Annotated in this window: 9 protein-coding genes and 2 pseudogenes; 5 read left to right on the plus strand and 6 right to left on the minus strand. The window is 33.4% G+C overall.

All coding sequences use genetic code 11. The annotated features are described in order from the left end of the window. Positions 1–28 precede the first annotated feature (28 nt). The 4 genes and pseudogenes from TERY_RS12045 to TERY_RS12060 all read right to left on the minus strand — a co-directional run bounded on the left by TERY_RS12045 (position 29) and on the right by TERY_RS12060 (position 4,188). Positions 29–955 (minus strand): Npun_R2821/Npun_R2822 family protein, encoded by a 927-nt coding sequence (locus tag TERY_RS12045; protein ID WP_011612089.1) that lies wholly within the window; start codon positions 953–955, stop codon positions 29–31. 11 nt (positions 956–966) lie between these two features. Beyond that, complete coding sequence (locus tag TERY_RS12050; protein WP_011612090.1) at positions 967–1,965, minus strand: Npun_R2821/Npun_R2822 family protein; 999 nt, start codon at positions 1,963–1,965, stop codon at positions 967–969. A 302-nt stretch (positions 1,966–2,267) separates the two neighbouring features. Then, positions 2,268–3,167, minus strand: a complete 900-nt coding sequence (locus tag TERY_RS12055; RefSeq protein WP_011612091.1) for a hypothetical protein — start codon at positions 3,165–3,167, stop codon at positions 2,268–2,270. Between the two features lie 55 nt (positions 3,168–3,222). Next, positions 3,223–4,188, minus strand: a pseudogene (locus tag TERY_RS12060) (glycosyltransferase family 10 domain-containing protein). Positions 4,189–4,513: 325 nt separating this feature from the next. On the opposite strand from TERY_RS12060, the gene TERY_RS12065 reads away from it, so the two are divergent. Beyond that, complete coding sequence (locus TERY_RS12065) at positions 4,514–5,692, plus strand: glycosyltransferase (RefSeq protein ID WP_011612092.1); 1,179 nt, start codon at positions 4,514–4,516, stop codon at positions 5,690–5,692. A gap of 472 nt (positions 5,693–6,164) precedes the next feature. Continuing rightward, entirely contained in the window at positions 6,165–7,079 is a 915-nt protein-coding gene (locus TERY_RS12070; protein ID WP_370495339.1) for a hypothetical protein, read from the plus strand. Positions 7,080–7,900: 821 nt separating this feature from the next. Here the strand turns inward: TERY_RS12070 and TERY_RS12075 are convergent. Beyond that, positions 7,901–11,365: a tetratricopeptide repeat protein gene (locus tag TERY_RS12075; RefSeq protein WP_011612094.1), complete on the minus strand. Its 3,465-nt coding sequence runs from the start codon at positions 11,363–11,365 to the stop codon at positions 7,901–7,903. A gap of 594 nt (positions 11,366–11,959) precedes the next feature. Here TERY_RS12075 and rpiA point away from each other — a divergent pair. Together rpiA and TERY_RS12085 are read left to right on the plus strand one after the other, a co-directional pair. Continuing rightward, the gene (gene rpiA / locus TERY_RS12080; RefSeq protein ID WP_011612095.1) at positions 11,960–12,673 is read left to right on the plus strand and encodes a ribose-5-phosphate isomerase RpiA; all 714 of its coding nucleotides are present in this window, start codon (positions 11,960–11,962) and stop codon (positions 12,671–12,673) included. 1,362 nt (positions 12,674–14,035) lie between these two features. Beyond that, positions 14,036–15,613 carry an NAD(P)H-quinone oxidoreductase subunit N gene (locus TERY_RS12085; RefSeq protein ID WP_044137466.1) on the plus strand — a complete coding sequence of 526 codons (1,578 nt, stop codon included), beginning with the start codon at positions 14,036–14,038 and terminating at the stop codon, positions 15,611–15,613. A gap of 459 nt (positions 15,614–16,072) precedes the next feature. Here the strand turns inward: TERY_RS12085 and TERY_RS12090 are convergent, their stop codons facing one another. Next, positions 16,073–16,507, minus strand: a complete 435-nt coding sequence (locus tag TERY_RS12090) for a hypothetical protein (protein ID WP_011612097.1) — start codon at positions 16,505–16,507, stop codon at positions 16,073–16,075. 1,517 nt (positions 16,508–18,024) lie between these two features. Between TERY_RS12090 and ltrA the strand changes: the two are divergent. Next, positions 18,025–19,930: pseudogene (gene ltrA, locus TERY_RS32955) on the plus strand (group II intron reverse transcriptase/maturase). Positions 19,931–19,945 lie beyond the last annotated feature (15 nt).

Consider the following 19,945-nt stretch of genomic DNA (forward strand, 5'->3'; position numbering starts at 1 on the left):
AAGTATAACACTGATAACTGAAATGACCTTAACTTCTCTTGATATGCCGAGCTATATTTTTGAGTTTATCAATAAATTTTTCTCCTAGACTTTTATTCTTTTCAGTTGTCTGAGGATAGTAAGTAGGTTTAGCTTCCCCCAAATATCTATAATACTCCCAAATATCCCAATAAGGACAACCTGGTTGAATCCGAATTCCTGCCCAATGTAGATATTCTAAAGGTTGATTCACATTTGAATCTATCAGTCGATCACCTTCTCGATAAAAATGCGATGTACCTGCCCAACTTCCAGGTGCTTTTTCTGGTCTATTAATAATATTGAAACGCTTTTTAATTCGCTTCAATATCATATAATTAATAATTGGTTGATCGGAAGTTTTCTGAGAAAAATCAAAGTATTCTGGATGAGCTGCACATTCAGTAAACGTCTCATACAAATCTTGTTCTGAAATCAAATTTTTTTTGGATGCCCACCATCCTCCGTTAAAAGTTTCCAGAAGTTCTTCTTTGCTAAAAACTTGATAAATCTCTGGAGTAAAGATATTCTTAATCCCTCCTAAATGTTGATAATCAAAACACAAGAAATCATACTCATTTAGATAGTTAAGATTATCAATAATTCTATCAAAAACTACAATATCTGTATCTATATATAAAAACTCATCAAATTCTCCAAACCAACAAACCTGCTTACGAAACTGATTTGGTCGAGCAAAGAATTTATTTCCAAAAATTTGTTGTAGTTTGTTTGATAATCTCTCAATAAATTCTAAATCTTGATAAATTGTAACTCCATAATCTTTTGAAAAAAGTTCTGCGACTATTTGATAATTATCATCATAGGGAATCAAAATAATTGGTGTATCCCTATCATATTTACGGATGCTATTTAATAGGGCAATACCCTGTTCGAGGGCTTTGTCATTTGCAGTAATATATATGCCACGACTCATCAGATTTTTCTCTATTTGTGAGTTAATTTTAGTTTCTTTAAAACACGCTGAAAAAGATTAGGTGTAGTTTTATATGGTTTTGGTTTAGTCGTAAATACTGGGCGTTTTTCTGGTTCATGGAGATATCGATAATGCAAAAATATATCCCGATAAGGAATATCTATATTTTCCCCAGCACAAATTTTTGCAAATGCTTTTGATGAAACTCCAATATAGTGGAGATATGTTAACCGCTTACCACGATCATAAACAATATGGTCTTGCTCTTCAAAATGTTTTGAAGTAACACTGTTACCTGTTCTTTCATTTGGAGACAGACTAATAGCCAAATTATTTACTTTCAAATTTAACCGCATAACCATATAATTGAGAATTGTTTGGTCAGGAGCCATTGGATATAAAACTTCAGCCTCACCATCTTGGAATTTACTCAGTAACCAATCTCTTTTTTCTGCATCAAATATATCTTTTTTACTACCATAAAATCCAGAACAAAATACCTCAGATGCAAGACGTTCTGAAGTAAATAATTTTTTCATTTTAGTAGAAGAGACATCATAAACATGAGTTAAATCTTTATATTGAAAATCATAAATAACCCAATCATTTTGATTAAGTTGCTGAAAAATTCTATCTAAGGGAGACATTAATATAGTGTCAGCATCCATATAAATGAAGCGCTCAAAAGGTCCATCAAATGCAGCGTAACGACGATGAGTACCAATTCGATGATAAGATCTACTACCTACTTCACTCCAACGTTGACGAGCGGTGGGATGAGTGTCCCAAACATCACGAACAAATTTATCCCACTTTTCAATTGACTTGCGATCGCTATACAACTCTACATTAGGTCTCTTAGCAATTTCAGCCTTAATTTTTTCAGTATTGTCATTATAGGGATAAACACATACTGGTACTTCAGGCCCTTGAATTGCTTCTATGCTGTTTAGCAGTGCCACAAGTTGGTCATAAACAACATCATTTCCAAGAGTACAAATACCATCCATTTTTTTGACTCATTCTAGATAATTTTTTTCGGTACGATATGCTTAAATTATACTCCAATATTAAATCTTAATACCATCTGTTTGATTCATTTTTAACAATCAAAAAGTAAATTCTTTGATGGAGTTTAGGTATTCTTTGTTCATTAATAATAGAAAACTCATTTCAATACGCCAATCTCAAGCTATTAAAAACTATGATGGGAAATAAATTTTTCATTAAAAGTAAGTAATTAAGGATCTTGTCAATTTTGAATTATAACTTACTTTTTAAGTTCTCAGACATATTGCCAAAAGTCTCTTGTTTAACTACTAGGATAATCTTTAAGTATAGAAGAATTAAGGTAATATATAAGCCTAACACCGATGAAATTGTATTTTAAAGATAACCAACTAAAAATCCGTTTTATGAGACGTTCTAGAATTGTTTGAGATTTTTTTTCTATGTTATATTGTTGAGCAAAGTATTTTTGCCTAGCCTCTGGTACAGATTGTCCTTTACTGATTTTAACTTTTTCTATTCTATCGTCAAAGAAATCAAGACCATTCATTTCACTGTAGTAAATAGGGAAACCTGTTTTGAACGCTGCTAGAGCCATAGCATAAGTAGGGTGTTTATGCATTCCTAAGATACCAGCATAAATAGCAAGTTCTCCCCACAATTTCAAAAAATCAAGTTCTCGTCCTTCATAAGCTGTAACCACAAACAAAAATTCGTTAATAAATTTCACTTGTTGAGAATAAAGGTCTACACCCACCTGCTCCGCCATTTTATCTATTACAGCTTTTTTCTTGGCCTTAGAAGCTGAAAATAATGGTCTATCAAACTGCGTCTTTAAGTGCTTCTCCATACTTCCACAGCTACGTGCAGTTAAACCTGGATAAAAATCTAACTCAACTGTAAGAGGGGAAAAAATTCTCACGTCGGCATCCAAGTAAATTACAGAATTAAAAATCGAAAGACTATAATAAATAGCAAATCTTCTTTCATTATATGGAAGGACTCCTCTGCACCAGTGCTTAATTGCTTGAACGTTAGATTTATCCTTAAATTCCAATGGATTATCAGTGAAGATAATAAAATTGCGACCTAGTGCAAATTTATGTAAATCATCGGCCAGTAGTTTAGACAAATGTATATAATTTTTTCCAAAGGCTACAGTACAAAAACAAAAAGAGTTATTCTTTTGACTTCCCTGACTCATCTTTTCAGTTACTCCTTTGTTTGAAGTAAGTTTATACTAAATAAGAATAACTTCATTAGGAAAATTTTGTGACCAATTCAGATAACCAATTGAGTAGATTAAGTTTGTGAAGAATAATCTGCCTAGCCTCGGCAATTGCATGTTTAGCCTCATGCCAAGCATCAGGAGTAGAAGTCACATCTTTTATGTATGATAGTCCTTTTTCATCCATACTTGGTAGCCTCAAAAAACTACCAGGCGGCAATAACTTATCTGCTGCTGAACCACCGTAATAAATTGGCAAACACCAAGATAGTAAAGCATCCCATAATTTCTCACTGACATACAAATCACTATCAGCATAATTTTCTATAGAGAGATTATAATAATAAGGGGCCATTGCGTGCCATTTATTTTGAACCTCTCCTGAAGCTTTAGCCCAGTCTGGTAAACCACGACCATACAAATCAAACTTAAACCCACTCTCCTGCAAAAATTTCAGAAATGCCAGACGTTGACGATGGTTAATTGTACGACTAATACCAGAAGTAATCAAACTACAAGTTTTCAATTTTTCTGGCACTCCCATCTCATTCAATTCTCGAAATGAATTACCTACATATCAAATAGCAGGCATATAATCTGGAACTGGTGCAAAATTATCTGGTCCAGAAACATAACTACAATAAATTTTTGCTTGTTCATAATTGAATTTATTGTATTCTACTACTTTATCTAGAGGTGGTTCTCTAAGTGAATAAATAGTTTTTTCCTTAGAGACTCCACGCAATTTTTCTCTAATATCTGGTTCTGTTTTTTGAGGTTTATATAAATGCTTTATATATTCCCGCCATGATAATCCTTGTTTTGTTTTACGGGGAAAATCAAACTGATACATTAGGAGGAAATCTGGTTGGGGATGATTTGCATCCATAATTATATTTCCCCACCTACCAAAACTATGGGGAGTTTGTTTCCATAGCCAGTCACTTTGATTTAAACCTCGGTAACTTGTCAGCATTCCCACAATTTTTTCACTCATTTTTTGCCTATTAAATTATTTTTTCTGAACTTTAATATGTAATATTTTTTTTTCAACTTTAATTTAGATAAATTTTATCTATCTTGGGAAAAATTAAACCTGAAAAAGCTCTATAGCAGTATGAAATAATTCGTCAAAATGCATGTAATAAATAAAAAGGTACCCAACTTTTTCTCATGCCCTATTCACATTTCTGATTTCCTAAAAAGCTCAGATATTTCTTACACAGCTCAAATAAGATTGCTATAGTTAAAAATATTGACACAATACCGAAAAAAATGATACTTTATCAGCATATTATTAAGTAAGCATTATAATTAAACTAATGAGTATTGAGAGCTTAGAAAAAAATCCTACAAAAAAGTCAGTTGCTGTCTTTTATCCCTTGTTTTCTGGTGGAGGTGCAGAAGCAGTTTGTCTTTGGATATTAGAAGCTTTAAAAGAAACATATGATCTGACACTATTTACTGTATTTGATGTAGATTTTGACAAACTCAATTCCATGTATGGAACTCAAATTTCCCAGGAAATGGTAAAGATTAGAGCAATCTTTCCTACAGTAACTAAAACTTTGTTAAGATTTTTATTTGCCAATAATAGAGATTTAGCAATCTTAGTAATGCATCTTCTACTGCGCCATCTGAAAGCTCATAATCAGGAATATGATTTATTATTATCAGGTTACAATGCTGTAGACTTTGGTCGTGTCGGAATTCAATATGTTCATTGGATTAATGTGATTCCTAATGATGGATTGTATGGTAAAATTTCTAACTCTTCCTTGGAGAATGTCAAACTTAATATATCAATTACAAATTCCTTTGCAGTATCTAAAGTTTTAAAAGATACATATGCTATTGATGCTAAAGTTGTGTATCCACCTGTTTTACTTAACGATCAAAATATATCTTGGGAACAAAAAGAAAATGCTTTTATTTGCAGCGGAAGATTGACAGAAGCTAAAGCTCCTCATAAAGCTATTCAAATCTTGAAAAAAGTTCGTCAAAAAGGATTTGATGTTAAGCTTTACATTACAGGAGGGGGAGCCGGAATATATGGGTGGAAATATAAACGAACATTAACAAAAATGGCCAATGAAAATAGTGAATGGGTAAAATTGTATGAAAATCTGCCTTATAAAGAATATGTTAACATTCTAGCCAAGTGTAGATATGGTATTCACTACAAATCAGAACCATTTGGCATTTCAATAGCAGAAATGATGAAAGCAGGTGCAATACCTATTGTCAGAAATAAACGAGGACACTCAGCAGCAGGACAAGTGGAGATACTTGGAGAAGAAAATCAAGAGTTATTTTTTGAGAATCAAGATGAAGCAGTAGAAAAAATCACTAATATTCTCCAAAATTCAGAAATACAGGAAAAACTTCAAGCATCTCTACTTAAGAGAAAAGATATTTTTTCCACTGGTAGATTTATGACTGGTATTCGTCAGGTTGTAAAAAATTATTTTGAACAATATGATGCTTCTGTTATAAGTTAAATATTTAAATTAGATTTTTGAAGCTCAAGTATTCTTAATAGTAGGTTTAAACTGTATAAATAAAACCGAAAAAATATAGCCTATAACAATTATTATAATACTGAAATGCAGCCAATTTTTGCTGATTCTAGCTAGGTCAAAATTTAACTAAGACTTTAGGTTGAAGCAATGAGTTATATCAAAAGGCGATCGCTCATAGTTTTATCTATAATCTTAGAACTAAGAAGTTGTAGTTAAATCAAATATAATATAGCAATCCTATTTTATTCATGTCAAAAATCTTGCCTCTTTTTGAGAATAGATTTGGAGTATTAGTTACATGGCTGAGACTTTCGGAGTTTATTTCTAGTTTTTCAATTGTTAAGCCTAATGGGAGGATTGCTATATTTATAAGGAGATGTTCTCTGTGAATTCTATATGGCAGTTTTAATAAGAAAGCATAATGTTATCTAACACCTGTTCACTCTCAATTTTGGTAGCAAGAACAGACATACCTTTTATGATGCATACAATTCCTCATCTAGTTAGAATGAGTAATTTTAATTTTATTCAAAGAGTGTTGTTTGTGGATACAGCACCTCTATCTGGAGATAAAGTTATGCGTCCTGGTGTTGGTAGTCTAAGTGAACTCAGAGATTGCTGCAGTGCACTCCAAAGTGAAGGTATTGTAGATCGAGTTGTGGATATTAACTATGACCAAACTTATCAACAACAAATGTACCTAAAGCATTTTGGTACTCCGATTAAGCCCACCCATAACTATAAAGGTTATCCGATATTAGGGTCAATTTTTCACATAGAATCTGTACCAGGAAATTATGTGTTGCATTATGATAGTGATATGCTTCTACATCAGCAAAAAGATTATAGTTGGGTAGACGAAGGTATCAAGCTAATGGAGGAACATCCGGAAATAATGGCCATCAGACCATTAACTGGGCCACCAACTAAGGATGGTACTATGTACAAACAAAATAAGTCGCTAAAAACAGAACCAGGGGGATTCTACAAATTCAAATTTTTCAGCAGTAGGGTGTATCTAATTAACCATAAACGCTTTGACAAGTTACTACCATTACCTATTTTGTGGCGTTCTTACAAGAAAAAATTTCTTAATCGACTGCCACTAAGTCTAAAAAACCTCTTAAACTACTATACTGACAAAGGCAAGCTGGATTCTTGGGAGGTTATGGTATCTATGCAATTAGAGAAAACTAATTATGTACGAGCAACTATGAGTTCCCCCAGGGCGTGGACTATTCATCCTAAAGACCGAAGTGCAGAATTTATCGGAGCTTTGCCAAATATTATCGAAAAAATAGAGGCAGGATACTACCCACTTGAGCAAGCTGGACACTATGACTTTATTTCAAAATATTGGCTTTGAGGGAACAAAGTTAACCGAAAATTTGAGTTTTTGCCGCGTTTTGCTAAGGGAACCTTATTTTATGTAACTTAAACGAAAATAGAAATTTAGCTCCCCTTCAAACTCTATGATCAGAAATTTACTATTTAAAAGATATTTTGGTAAAACGTCATAATAATTAGTTAAGTTACTAATCAATTTGGGGTAGAACAAAGATTAAACTTACACTATTAATCAGCAAGCCCTAATTAATAGTGTAAGTTTAATGTTAAAAAGCAATTAATATTAAGTGATTGAGCTCAACTGTTAATCAATTGATATTTGCTCAGGAGGCGATCGCTCAAGCCTGTATCTAAAATCTATAGCAATCCTATTTTATTTGTGTCAAAAATTTTGTCGCTTTTTGGTATGGGGATTTGGGGTAGTGGTCAATGGGCAATAGTTTCGGAGTTTCTTTCTAGTTTTTGAATTGTGGCAACCTATTTCGGATTGCTATAGTAACTAAGACGTTGTAGTTAAGTCTCAATAATATTTAGTAAATTATTTATCTGTATAAATTTTCAGGTTTTATAGGACAGTTTTGTATATGACAATAGCCAACCAAAAAGAATTAAGAAAATAGGAATATCTTCAAAGTCAAAAATTAAATATTCATGCAAGTCAAATTCAATCAGTATATCTAACCTTAGGCCCCTATAGAAATCTTACTACACTGAAACTTAAGGATATTTAATTCTAGAATCAAGTGAATATTTGACTAGCTTTTATAGATTAATTGATATAACTCTCCAATATTTGAAAATGCATATTTTCATTAATCCACAAAAAGTCATAAACTAGAATTAAATATCCCTAAGAGAACCCAAAAGTTCAGCAAATATCTGATACATCTCTTTTGCCAATTTTTTAGGATTCCATAAAGGCGCTAAATTATCTAGATCTTTTGACTTTTGCAAATGCTCCCGCACCGAATTTCTTAAACCATTATCTTGACCCAATTTAATTCCCCATTCAGTATATTCTTCCCAACTCCAAGCAACCCCTACATCTAAATTTACATTCTGCAAAAATGAATAACCCATCCGAGATAAATATTGCTTACCAGCTCTAGTTATTATCGGTAAATTTGACCATAAAGCCTCTAAATTATGAGTACCACCATTATAAGGATAAGAATCTAACAAAACATCAGCTATCTGATAAATTGCTCGATGTTCTTCTTCTGTTTGAGTTTGCCCTAAAAACATAATTCGATTAAAGTCTATACCTAAATTTTCAGATTCTTCAAGGTAACTTTGATAAATGACATCTACATCTCCCTGACCTTTCCGAATTAATATACTTTTTGGGGTATGTTGCAAAATTTTCAGTTGAGCCCTTACCATTTTTGGATTAGTTTTTCGTCCGGGCGCTATACACAAATAAACCATTTGATCTGAATCAATTCCGAGACTATTTCTAGTTGAATTTCTATCAACCGAACAACTATTAAACCCACCCACAGCTACAGATGTTTCTGGTAATCTCACTAACTTTTCTAAATAATATTTTTCTCTTCCTTGAGGATGGGTATGCCAGTCACATAAAAAGTAATTACTTTCAGAAATATAGGGCGCATCAAAACCTAACCAAGAAACACAAACTGGTGCAGGTTTTTCATAGAGAACATGAACATTGACTGGCAATGTAGTTGAATCTAAATCCACCACTACATCTAACTTATCCTCTAATATTTGTTCAACAATTTCTGTATAACATGGAAACCCATTAGGATACTTTTTAGGCCAGTAAGTTTGAACAGACATTTTTTCAAATCTTTGAGTAACATCATCTCTCTTCAACGGACCTGTAATATAAAGATAAACGTTTGGTGTAATTTGAGATAATTCTTTGATTAAATACTCACTACACCAACCCACAGAATGACGGCGAAAATGTTTAGAAAGGAATCCTATTTTTAATGATTGGGAACTAGAAATATAAGTTTTTGTAGTTTGATAAATTTTAGGTCGATTTTGATAATATTGCTGTGCGATTAACTTATAAAAATTTGAATTGTTTTCTAAGTCATCCCGAAGATGATAAACGGCAAACAAGAAAATTTCATAAAGTAGCTTAATTTCTAGTTCGCTGAAATTTTTATAACTCTGATAACAGATTTTTTCGACCTCTAAAAGTTTAGCATTTGCTACCTCACTTACTCCCGATTGAAAGTAGGAAAATAAAAAGGCAGTTCCTGAAAGAATAGGAGCTATTTCTCCACAAGAATTACAGAAATTATCTGCAGCTTTTCTAGCTACAGCAAGTTTAGTTGTATGACTAAGTAAATCACATAATTGTTGATGAGCTTCAACAAACTGTGGTTTAAGTTCAATTGCTTTTTCAAATAAAGCGATCGCCTCTTCCATTTTTTCTTGTTTAATAATATGTCCGATGCGAGAGTATACTTCTGCCCAGCTTGGTTTAAGTTCTAATGCTTTATAATATTTTTCTAGTGCTAATGCTAATAATCCTTTATTAGAAAGTGCTGTTCCTAAGTTAGCATAAGCATCATAAGACTTAGGGTTATATTTGATAGCTTCTTGATAATGAATTATTGCTTGATCATAGTCACCTTTCAGCAATAAATTATTAGCTAGCTTTTCATGTAAAAATTTTAATTCTGGATTGATTTTCAGTGCTTGATTATAATAATTAACCGCTGCTTCTCTATCCCCTTTTTCACCTAAAATATTAGCTAGATTACTATAAGCTTCAGTATAATCTTGCTTCAGATTAATTGCTCTCTCATAACTCTTAATTGCATCATTAATTCTACTCAATTTAACAAGAGTATTACCTAATTTAAAGTGAAAGTCAGCCTCCACAATATCCGGTTGAATTTCTAATGCTTTTGACCAAGCATTAATAGCTTCATCAACCTTTCCTAAACATTGAAATAGTTTGCCAATATTCCAATAAATACCAGCCAAACCAGGTTTTAAGTCAATAGCCTTTTGATAATGAAAAAGTGCTTGTTTATATTGACCTAACTGCAAATAGACACTACCAATATTTCCCTGAACTTCAGCCAATTCTGGGTCAATTTCTAACCCCTGACGATAAGCATGCAAAGCAGCTTCTAAATTATTTTGTTGGTAAAAAGCATTCCCTAAAATTACATAAGATGGAGAATGATCTGGTTGAATTTTTAAAGCTTGTTTACAGGAGGCGATCGCTGATGCTAAATTTCCTTGTTTCAAAGCCAAATTAGCTTGATTTATATAAGCTTCTGCTGCTGGCAATTTTAATATTTGTGAAGTTAACCCTGACTCTAGTTTTTGATATTCAAAAGTCGTAAATTTACCGTTTTTTTTCAAGTTTTCTTCTACGTCATCATGGACAGAAAAATTATCATAAGTATTCTCAAAATTATCTAATTTTTGTTCTGAAATCAAATTGATAGTAGCAAGTTCAATTCCATTTTCCCCATCAGAAATAATAGCTTCTTTATATTGTTTTACTGTCAATTTTTCCTGATCTTTAAAATTCGTTGATTGTTTCTGAATTACTGACTCAACATATTCCTTTATATTATGATTATTTTCCCGCGCAAATTTTTGCCATTGAGTGAATAATTTATCCAATTCCTGATCAGTAATTTCAGGTTTGATTAATTGAGATAATTTCAAAAAAGCTTCCCAATAATTTGGTTTAATAGATAAAGATTTTTGATAATAATTAATAGCTAATTCAATATTTGAATATAAAGCAAATACCTCAGCTAACTTAAAATAAGCTTGAGCATCCTTTGGCTTAATTTGTAGTAATTTTTGATAACAATAAATTGCTTGTTCAAATTCCCCTATCAAAGAAAATACATTCCCTAACATCAACTGCACAGATGCTAAATTTGAATTAATCTCTAAAGCTTTTTGATAATTAGAAATAGCTAAATTAAACTCGCCCAATTTATAATAAACACTACCAATATTAGCATATACTTGTGCAAAATTTGGTTCAATACTTAACGCCTCATAATAAGTATTAATTGCTTTTTCAAGTAAATTCTGACTTTGAAAAATATTTCCTAAAGTCAAATAAGCAGAAGCAAAATGTGGTTGAATTTTAACTGCTTCTTTGCAAGCAGAAATCCCGGCATCAAAATTGCCTTGCATTAAGTATACTTCAGCTAGCTTCTTGTAAGCTTCGACATAATCTGGTTTAATAGCCAAAGCTTTTTGATAAGCAATCATCGCTGTATAAAGTTGTCCTGAATCTTTTAGTTGATTTGCTGTATTGAAATAACTTTTAGCTAACATTTTCATGGTTAACCCTTATAGGTATAATACTTGAGACTGCACTTAACTTTTTGTTAACTATTGGCGACAACTATAATAAATTTATTTGGGCATTACCTAATGTAATTAGTGCTTTTGTTTAGGATGTTTTTTTGCTGGTTTTTCTAATTTTATAAACATCAAAACTATACACTGAAAGCGAATGGAGGATATATGCTTACGTCGCGTCAACTGCATATTATCTACAGTCTAACAAAGAGTAATCTTCCATCCAAAATTATGTCCTAAACTGAGATTCAGTTTCCTGCAATAAAACTTGAAAAATAGACTTCTATTGCTCCCAAATCTCCCAATAAACAAACATAATAACTTCATTACTTTTATAGCTATCAAGCCAGACTTCTTTTTTGAAAAAACCTATTTGTCGGGCTAAGAAGGATGTCCAAATTTATCGTACCCTGAAGATAAATTCTTCTTTTAAACTCTCTTCAATTTTGAATTGTAGCCATTCAATTATCATGATATTTATAGTAATAGACCAAAAGCATACTTAACTTTAACCTGCAAAATAGCTTAGATAAATTAGGTAGTGCTGATAATTCGATCTGGAGTATTAAAGTTATGGTAACAGAACAAGACCCGACCACGTTAATGAAACAGCAAGTCGGCAAAGCTGCTGCTGAGGAAGTAAAATCTGGTATGATAGTAGGTTTAGGCACAGGTTCAACTACTGCCTACATGATTCAATTTTTAGGAGAACTCCTCCAAAGAGGTGAACTCAAAGATATCAAAGGTATCCCTACCTCCTTCCAGTCAACCGTATTAGCTAAAAAGTATGGTGTACCATTAACAACCCTTGATGAAGTTGATTATATGGATATTGCCATTGATGGGGCAGATGAAGTTGACCCACAAAAAAATCTGATTAAAGGTGGTGGAGCCGCTCATACTCGTGAGAAAATTGTAGACTGTTTAGCAGAAAAGTTTGTTGTCGTAGTAGATAGTTCTAAACTAGTAGATAAATTGGGTTCTACTTTTTTATTGCCCGTAGAAGTTATACCCATGGCAATGAATCCTGTAATTCGGGCGATCGAAAAATTGGGTGGTCAACCAGAAGTACGGATGGGAGTGAAAAAGGCCGGACCTATAGTCACAGATCAAGGTAATTTGGTTATTGATGTCAAGTTTGATTCCATTGATAACCCTGGGGAGCTAGAAAAAAGTTTAAATAATATTCCTGGAGTTTTGGAAAATGGCTTATTTGTAGGGGTTGCAGATGTAATTTTAGTAGGAGAAATTGACAATGGAAAACCAATAGTTAGGACAATTTCTTAACAAAAAATATTGAGCCAGACTCTAGAAAATCATATCAACTCTAGGAAGAACAACCGAAGTTTAAAAATTATTGGCAAACCTTTTCCAAGTTGCCAATATATAATTAGTTAACTTTGAAAGGAAAAAAGTTCAAAAAAGTTAGTAAGGAATGAGAATTTTATTATTTACAAAAATTAAATTCCCCAAACTTCATTAGATATGAGTTCTTTCACAAAAATTCAGAATTTTATTTAATTCTCATTCCTGACTTGTTTAACAAGGAAAAACTGCCTCCCCAGTTAGAACTACTATTTTTATTCTCGTCAATAGTGGTATATTGAAGCGACGTTAAATAAATAATTGACCTCTAAAAATTAGGAAAATTACTTCTTTTTTTAAGAAAACTATTGACATCCTCCCCTGCTGTTCTGTTAGGGACAGCAGGAACTCTACCGATACGAAGTACCGACTTTGGTTGAGGCTTCACACACAGTGCACAAAGAGAGCGCTGAGTCCTCCGGGTCTATGTTTTGTCTGGTCACTGCCCCCCACAACTAATTAATTGATTAATTAATTAATTAATGCATGAATAACACAATGTAAAAAAAACAGTTAAAAAGTCGTCTGAGGAGTAGGAAAGGCTTTAAACACAATTTTTCGGAATTGCCTTTACTGTAAAGGTAAGTCATTTATGCTGAAGGTAAAGAGAGAAACTGGAAAAATGCAATACATTTATAACCGGATTTGGTATCATTTGTCCAATACAATACTCTAAAGGGTTATGGCTGCCCTACTTGTTCAAAGTAATAAATTAGACAGATTTTTTCCATTTTTTAGTCGTGTAATGGATATGGCATGAATTCTTTTAACCAATGATAAATGTGATAAACATGAAATATAGATCGCATCTGATATGCAAGTTAAAACTTGAAAAATTCCTGAGTCTGTAGAGGTTTTGCTCCCCACAGTGACCGTAGGAGCACAAAGTAAAAATTGAAATGTTTAAACTTATGAAGTTTTATATCAGCTTCATAGAGTGGTAAAGACATATAGAACAAACCCCGGTGCGAGCCTACCTAGTGGATAAATTCTTGTTTTTAACCATAGACATCTACAAAAAAACCTGGTTTCTGGGTTTGTCTACCCAGTTTGAAAAATAGATATTCCTATATTATTTTCCAGCCTACGAAAAATTCTGAGAAACTCCACACTAAATTCAATAGCTTTTCTCCAGAAAATAAAATTGGCCAGGGAATGATTAATGATAATTAGCTAATAAAAAACCAAAAAATATCTAGATCCAGGGTAAAATCCTCTACTGTAAAGGATTATGAATCATCCAAAATTCTTAATTACACAAAAAATTTCAAATTATTTAACATGATAGATTTATCTACCATTGCAGCTCAACTTAATGCCCGCACCATTCTCCCAGAAGGAATAGTCGTGATCACCCTGCTGGTAGTTCTCGTCGGAGACCTAATACTGGGGCGTAGTTCTACTAAATGGACTCCTTATGCCGCCATTGTTGGTCTCTTAGGAGCAATTGTAGCCTTATATACTCAATGGGATAGTAGCAATACCATAGGTTTTTTAGGAGCCTTTAATGCCGATGCCCTGAGTATAGCATTTAGAGGCATTATTGCTATATCAGCGATTACTACTATATTAATGTCAGTAGCATACATAGAACAAACTGGAACTCCACTAGGAGAATTTATCTGTATTCTGCTAACCGCTACCTTGGGAGCAATGTTCCTATCTGGAGCAGATGAGTTGGTAATGATTTTCATTTCTCTAGAAACTCTAAGTATCTCCTCTTATTTATTAACCGGTTATACAAAACGTGATCCTCGTTCTAATGAAGCAGCATTAAAATATTTACTCATAGGAGCCGCTAGCTCCGCAATTTTTCTTTATGGCATTTCCCTGCTTTATGGTTTATCCGGTGGAGAAACCAGGTTAACAGCGATCGCTTCTAGTATGGCAAATGCTGGTAGTGCTAATATTTCACTAGCCCTCGTCATTGCCTTAGTATTTGCTATTGCAGGTATTTCTTTCAAAATTTCTGCTGTTCCTTTTCATCAATGGACTCCAGATGTTTACGAAGGTTCTCCTACTCCAGTTGTGGCCTTTCTTTCAGTGGGTTCTAAAGCAGCAGGTTTTGCCCTAGCCATTCGTCTTTTAGTAACAGCTTTCCCATTAGTTTCAGAACAATGGCATTTTGTATTTACTGCCCTAGCTATTCTAAGTATGGTATTAGGTAATGTAGTTGCTCTTGCCCAAACCAGCATGAAACGTCTACTTGCTTACTCATCTATTGGACAAGCTGGTTTTGTGATGATCGGTCTTTTGGCCAATACGGAAGCAGGTTACGCTAGCATGATATTTTATCTGCTGGTTTATTTATTTATGAACTTGGGTGGTTTTACCTGTGTGATTTTATTTTCTCTACGTACAGGTACAGACCAAATTAGTGAATATGCAGGTCTATACCAAAAAGACCCACTGTTAACATTAGGATTAAGTCTTTGTTTGTTGTCTTTAGGTGGTATACCACCACTTGCAGGTTTCTTTGGTAAAATTTATCTGTTTTGGGCAGGCTGGCAAGCTGGATTATATTGGTTAGTTTTATTAGGATTAATTACCAGTGTGGCTTCTATTTACTATTACATTCGTGTGGTTAAAATGATGGTAGTAAAAGAACCACAAGAAATGTCTGATGTAATTAAAAATTATCCTCCCATTAGCTGGAAACTCCCTGGTATGCGTCCTTTACAAGTAGGATTAATTTTGTCAGTTCTAGCAACATCTTTAGCTGGAATTTTATCTAACCCTTTATTTACTTTAGCTAATAGTTCTATTGCTAAAACTCCTATGTTAAATTCAGCTTTAGTCAAGACTGTTGAAGCTAATTCAGTAGCCAGTCAACTAGATTTTTCTTTGCCGTCAAAGAACTAGTTGAAGTTGTTTGGAGTAAATAAACTAAGTTCAGAACGAGAAATGTTCGACTTAATTTTAGTCGAGCATTTTTTATTTACCTAGTTTTAATTGAGCAATTTAGGATAGGGTCGCGCAACAGCGGCAATAATAAGGCTTTTTGATTTTGGAGGGTTCTTTAAAGTTACCATTAAAATAACTTGGTGCCTTCTGAGTTATGAGTTCTGAGTTCCTTAAAACACCACTGTATTTTTTGTAGCGAATATCTCAGATAATCACAAATAAATTATAAATTAATAAATAGGATTTAGATAGAGATCTGATTTATCAACAAAATTTCGTGATTTTAATAATAATAATCAGGACGATCAACCTTTTTTTTGTTTAGGTGTGTAAGTCCTGAGAAATTTAATTGTTTATGGCGACCTATACTAACTGAATTTACAAATAATCAGATTAATTAATCGAAACTAAGAAATACTATGCTAAAACTTTGAGAGCTTCTGGTTTAACAATAACTTTAACTCCTGATTTGACTTTAATATGCCACGTACCATTAGGTAATTGATTTAGTAATTCTACAGGTTTACCTTGATCTGCTTCTAATTGTTGGTTGGGAGAATTAACTAAAACAACAGTGCTTGATGATTGATTTAGAGATGTTAGGTTGTTAGGTACAGGAGAAGTTAGACTAGAAGAGTAATCTGAAAGATTTGCTAACTGCATCCTTAGTTGGGTGAGTTTTTTTTGTAGTTCTTGATTTTCTTGTTGATACTCTTGTGCTTTCACTGTTAGTTCTTGATTTTCCTGAGTTAATCTTTGAACTTCTAATTTTAATCTCTGAACTTCTACACATTCATTAATACTAACATTACAAGCTTTTGCTATAACTTTTTTAATTAGAGGACTATACATAATCTTTCAAAAACCAATTAGAGTTAATTCTTTTCATTGATACAGAAGTTATCCTTTTCTTCGACTTCCCTTACCTTTTCTTAATAATATTCTATTTTTCCTATAGAGTAGGTTACCCCTTATAAGATTTTAATGTGATTCAAATCACTCTAAAAATTATGGGTCGGTTTGGAGATAACTTTTTTTGATGATATTACTTTTAGGGACAATCAATAGACCTTTTTTGATATTAATTAATTCATACTTAGATATATTTATAAAGGCTTAAGTTAATTTATAGGTACTTCTACCTGTTATTACCTAATTAATCCGGAAAAAAAAATTAATTTCAACAAGTTAAAAGAGTTAATATAAATTAATAATTTGTATATCCCCTTCATTTCTTATATTTTATATAATCTTTGCATATTATATCTGTTTTGTCAACCTAATTTTGGGGAGATAGTTTTTCTTTTTAGTGCAATATAACTCATTAACCCTTATAGTTGATTATACTACTGTGCATAGTAAATACGATTGATTTTAATATTATTTAGCATTTCGTTAAAGCTATTCTTTTTATATATATGATTCAAAGAATCGACTATTTTTTCTGAAATAAATAAGATGAGGTAAGTTTTGATGTTTACCCTCAAAAGCAAGGAAAATTAACTTTTTTTAAAATAATTTAAATTATATATAATCAAAATTTTTATTTTCGGTTTTGTAGTAAATGTTTATTAAGCTGAGAATTATACTAATTCTCAAAAATAATGCAAGACCCTCCTCAAGGCTTCAGTCCGGTAAACAAGAGTAATCTTTTTAAAGATTCGTTTGTCAAAAGCAACCGTTACTAATTCCATTAGTCAAACCAACCATATCTAAGAACTTTTTGTAGAATGCCCTACCTGCTCTCAAGAAAATACAGCAAGACTTTTGAGATTGAAGTGCGACTCGTTGGCCACTAAGCCTTTAATTAGGATATAAATGGCCGTTTTAAATCAATACATGGGATACCCCGATTTGGAATAACTCTTATTACCTTGATGGTGAAATTCCATCCACCTTGTTGTTAGGTTGACAGCGTAGACCACAGGGTAGCGACTGAACATCAATCCCTGAAGCTGGTTTAAAAGCGGGAAAATACTAGTTACCAAAGGACGATACCGCGAGCAAAGGTTGACAAGTGGACGAACAGGAAGGTAATCAAACTCTCGTGACAAACAACCATTCCAAAGGTAGCTAAGGGATGTAGGACGAAAGTCAGAGGGTTAATGGGCATAGATATTTCGTTGTTTATGTCAACAACCATGTCAAACCCTCCGGGAGAATTTACCCCACTAAATCAATCGCAATAAAGGGATAAGGGAACGAGGAAACCTCTTTAAGACACCTAAGTAAATAGGTCGAAAGCTTAGGAAGCCATTCAAGGTCAATCTACACAAAAGTTGTAGGTCTTAAGGAGAATAGGATTGAGTAAGAAGCATATTAATGCAGACGTACTCACTGTTAGACGTAATGTAAAGTAATGACTAGCTATGAACAAAGCTAAAACCCTAAAAAGAAATTTAGAAAATCCTAAACCATTTTTAAGCGTAGTATGGGATACAAACGATATACCAGACCTATGTAGTGTCAATCCCAATCTCAAATGGAAAGACATTAACTGGAAGAAGGTAGAAAAGTATGTATTTAAGTTGCAAAAGTTAATTTACAGAGCATCCAGCCGTGGCGAAATCCGCAAAATGCATAAATACCAAAAACTTCTGACCAAAAGTTACTATGCCTTGTTGCTAGCTGTTAGGCGTGTGACTCAGGACAACCAGGGAAAGAAAACTGCTGGTATAGATGGCATAAAAAGCCTTCCCCCAATGCAGAGATTTAACTTGGTAGAAATGTTAAGGTCACGACATCTTAAAGCAAGCCCAACCCGTAGAGTCTGGATACCAAAACCAGGTAGAGAAGAAAAACGCCCATTAGGCATACCCACTATGTACGATAGAGCACTTCAAGCACTGGTAAAGTTAGGCATGGAACCAGAATGGGAGGCACTTTTTGAGCCTAATAGTTATGGTATTTTCCGGAGGTCAACACATGATGCTATTGCAGCAATCTATGTCAGCATTAACCAAAAAACAAAATATGTTTTAGATGCTGACATATCCAAATGTTTTGACCGAATTAACCATGATGTACTGATGGGAAAAATTGGAAAATCTCCATACAGACGATTAATCAAACAATGGTTAAAGTCTGGAGTATTCGACAATAAACAATTCTCAAACACTGTGGAAGGTACACCACAGGGAGGGGTAATATCACCTTTGCTAGCAAACATCGCCCTACACGGGGAAAGAAAAATGCCTAGAAGATTACGCTGAAACCCTCCCAGGGACAAAACGCGATAATAAAAGAGGATTATCCATAATACGATATGCTGATGACTTTGTAATCTTACACAAAGACATCAAAGTACTGTTACAAGCAAAAACCGTAATACAGGAATGGTTAAACCAGGTAGGATTAGAACTAAAACCAGAAAAGACCAAAATTGCCCACACCTTAGAGGAATATGAAGGGAATAAACCTGGATTTGACTTTTTAGGATTTAATGTTAGGCAATATAAGGTTAAGACAACCAAAAAAGGGTTCAAAACACTGATTAAGCCGTCCTCTAAGAGTATAAAAACTCATTACCGGAAGCTGGCGTATATATGTGACATATACAAAACCGCTCCTACAAAAGTTTTAATAGCTAAACTTAATCCGGTAATCAGAGGATGGGCCAATTACTTTTCCACCGTAGTCAGTAAAGAGGTATATAGTAAATTAGATTGCCTCCTATGGAAAAGACTAGGTCAATGGGCAAGTAGACGGCATCCAAACAAGTCAGCCAAATGGGTTAAAAATAAGTATTTTCCTCGCTACAAAGTCACCAGAAACTGGTTACTTAACGACGGCGAATATATACTTAACCAACACTCAGATGTTGCCATAGAAAGACACATCAAGGTAAAAGGTAATAAATCCCCATTAGACGGCGATTGGACTTATTGGAGCAGTAGAATCGGTAAACACCCAGGTGTTAGGAAAGAAGTTACAACGCTGTTAAAACGGCAAAAGAATAAATGCGCATTTTGTGGGTTAACCTTCAGATCAAACGACCTCATGGAAGTTGACCATATAAAACCAAGATCTGAAGACGGTGATAACTCAATTAAAAACAAGCAACTGTTACACCGACATTGCCATGATACTAAAACTGCTTTAGATAATAAAACATACACAAGACCTAAGTTACAGGACTTACCTGATGAATACCTATGGGTGAATGATATGTTAATTCTAAAACAGGGATGTACCTATGAAAAAGGACGTCTAAGAGAGGAGCCGGATGAGGTGAAAGTCTCACGTCCGGTTTTGAAGACGAGCCGGGTAAGGTAACTTACCTGGCGAATG

This window comes from Trichodesmium erythraeum IMS101, assembly GCF_000014265.1.
In the GTDB taxonomy this organism is placed as follows: domain Bacteria; phylum Cyanobacteriota; class Cyanobacteriia; order Cyanobacteriales; family Microcoleaceae; genus Trichodesmium; species Trichodesmium erythraeum.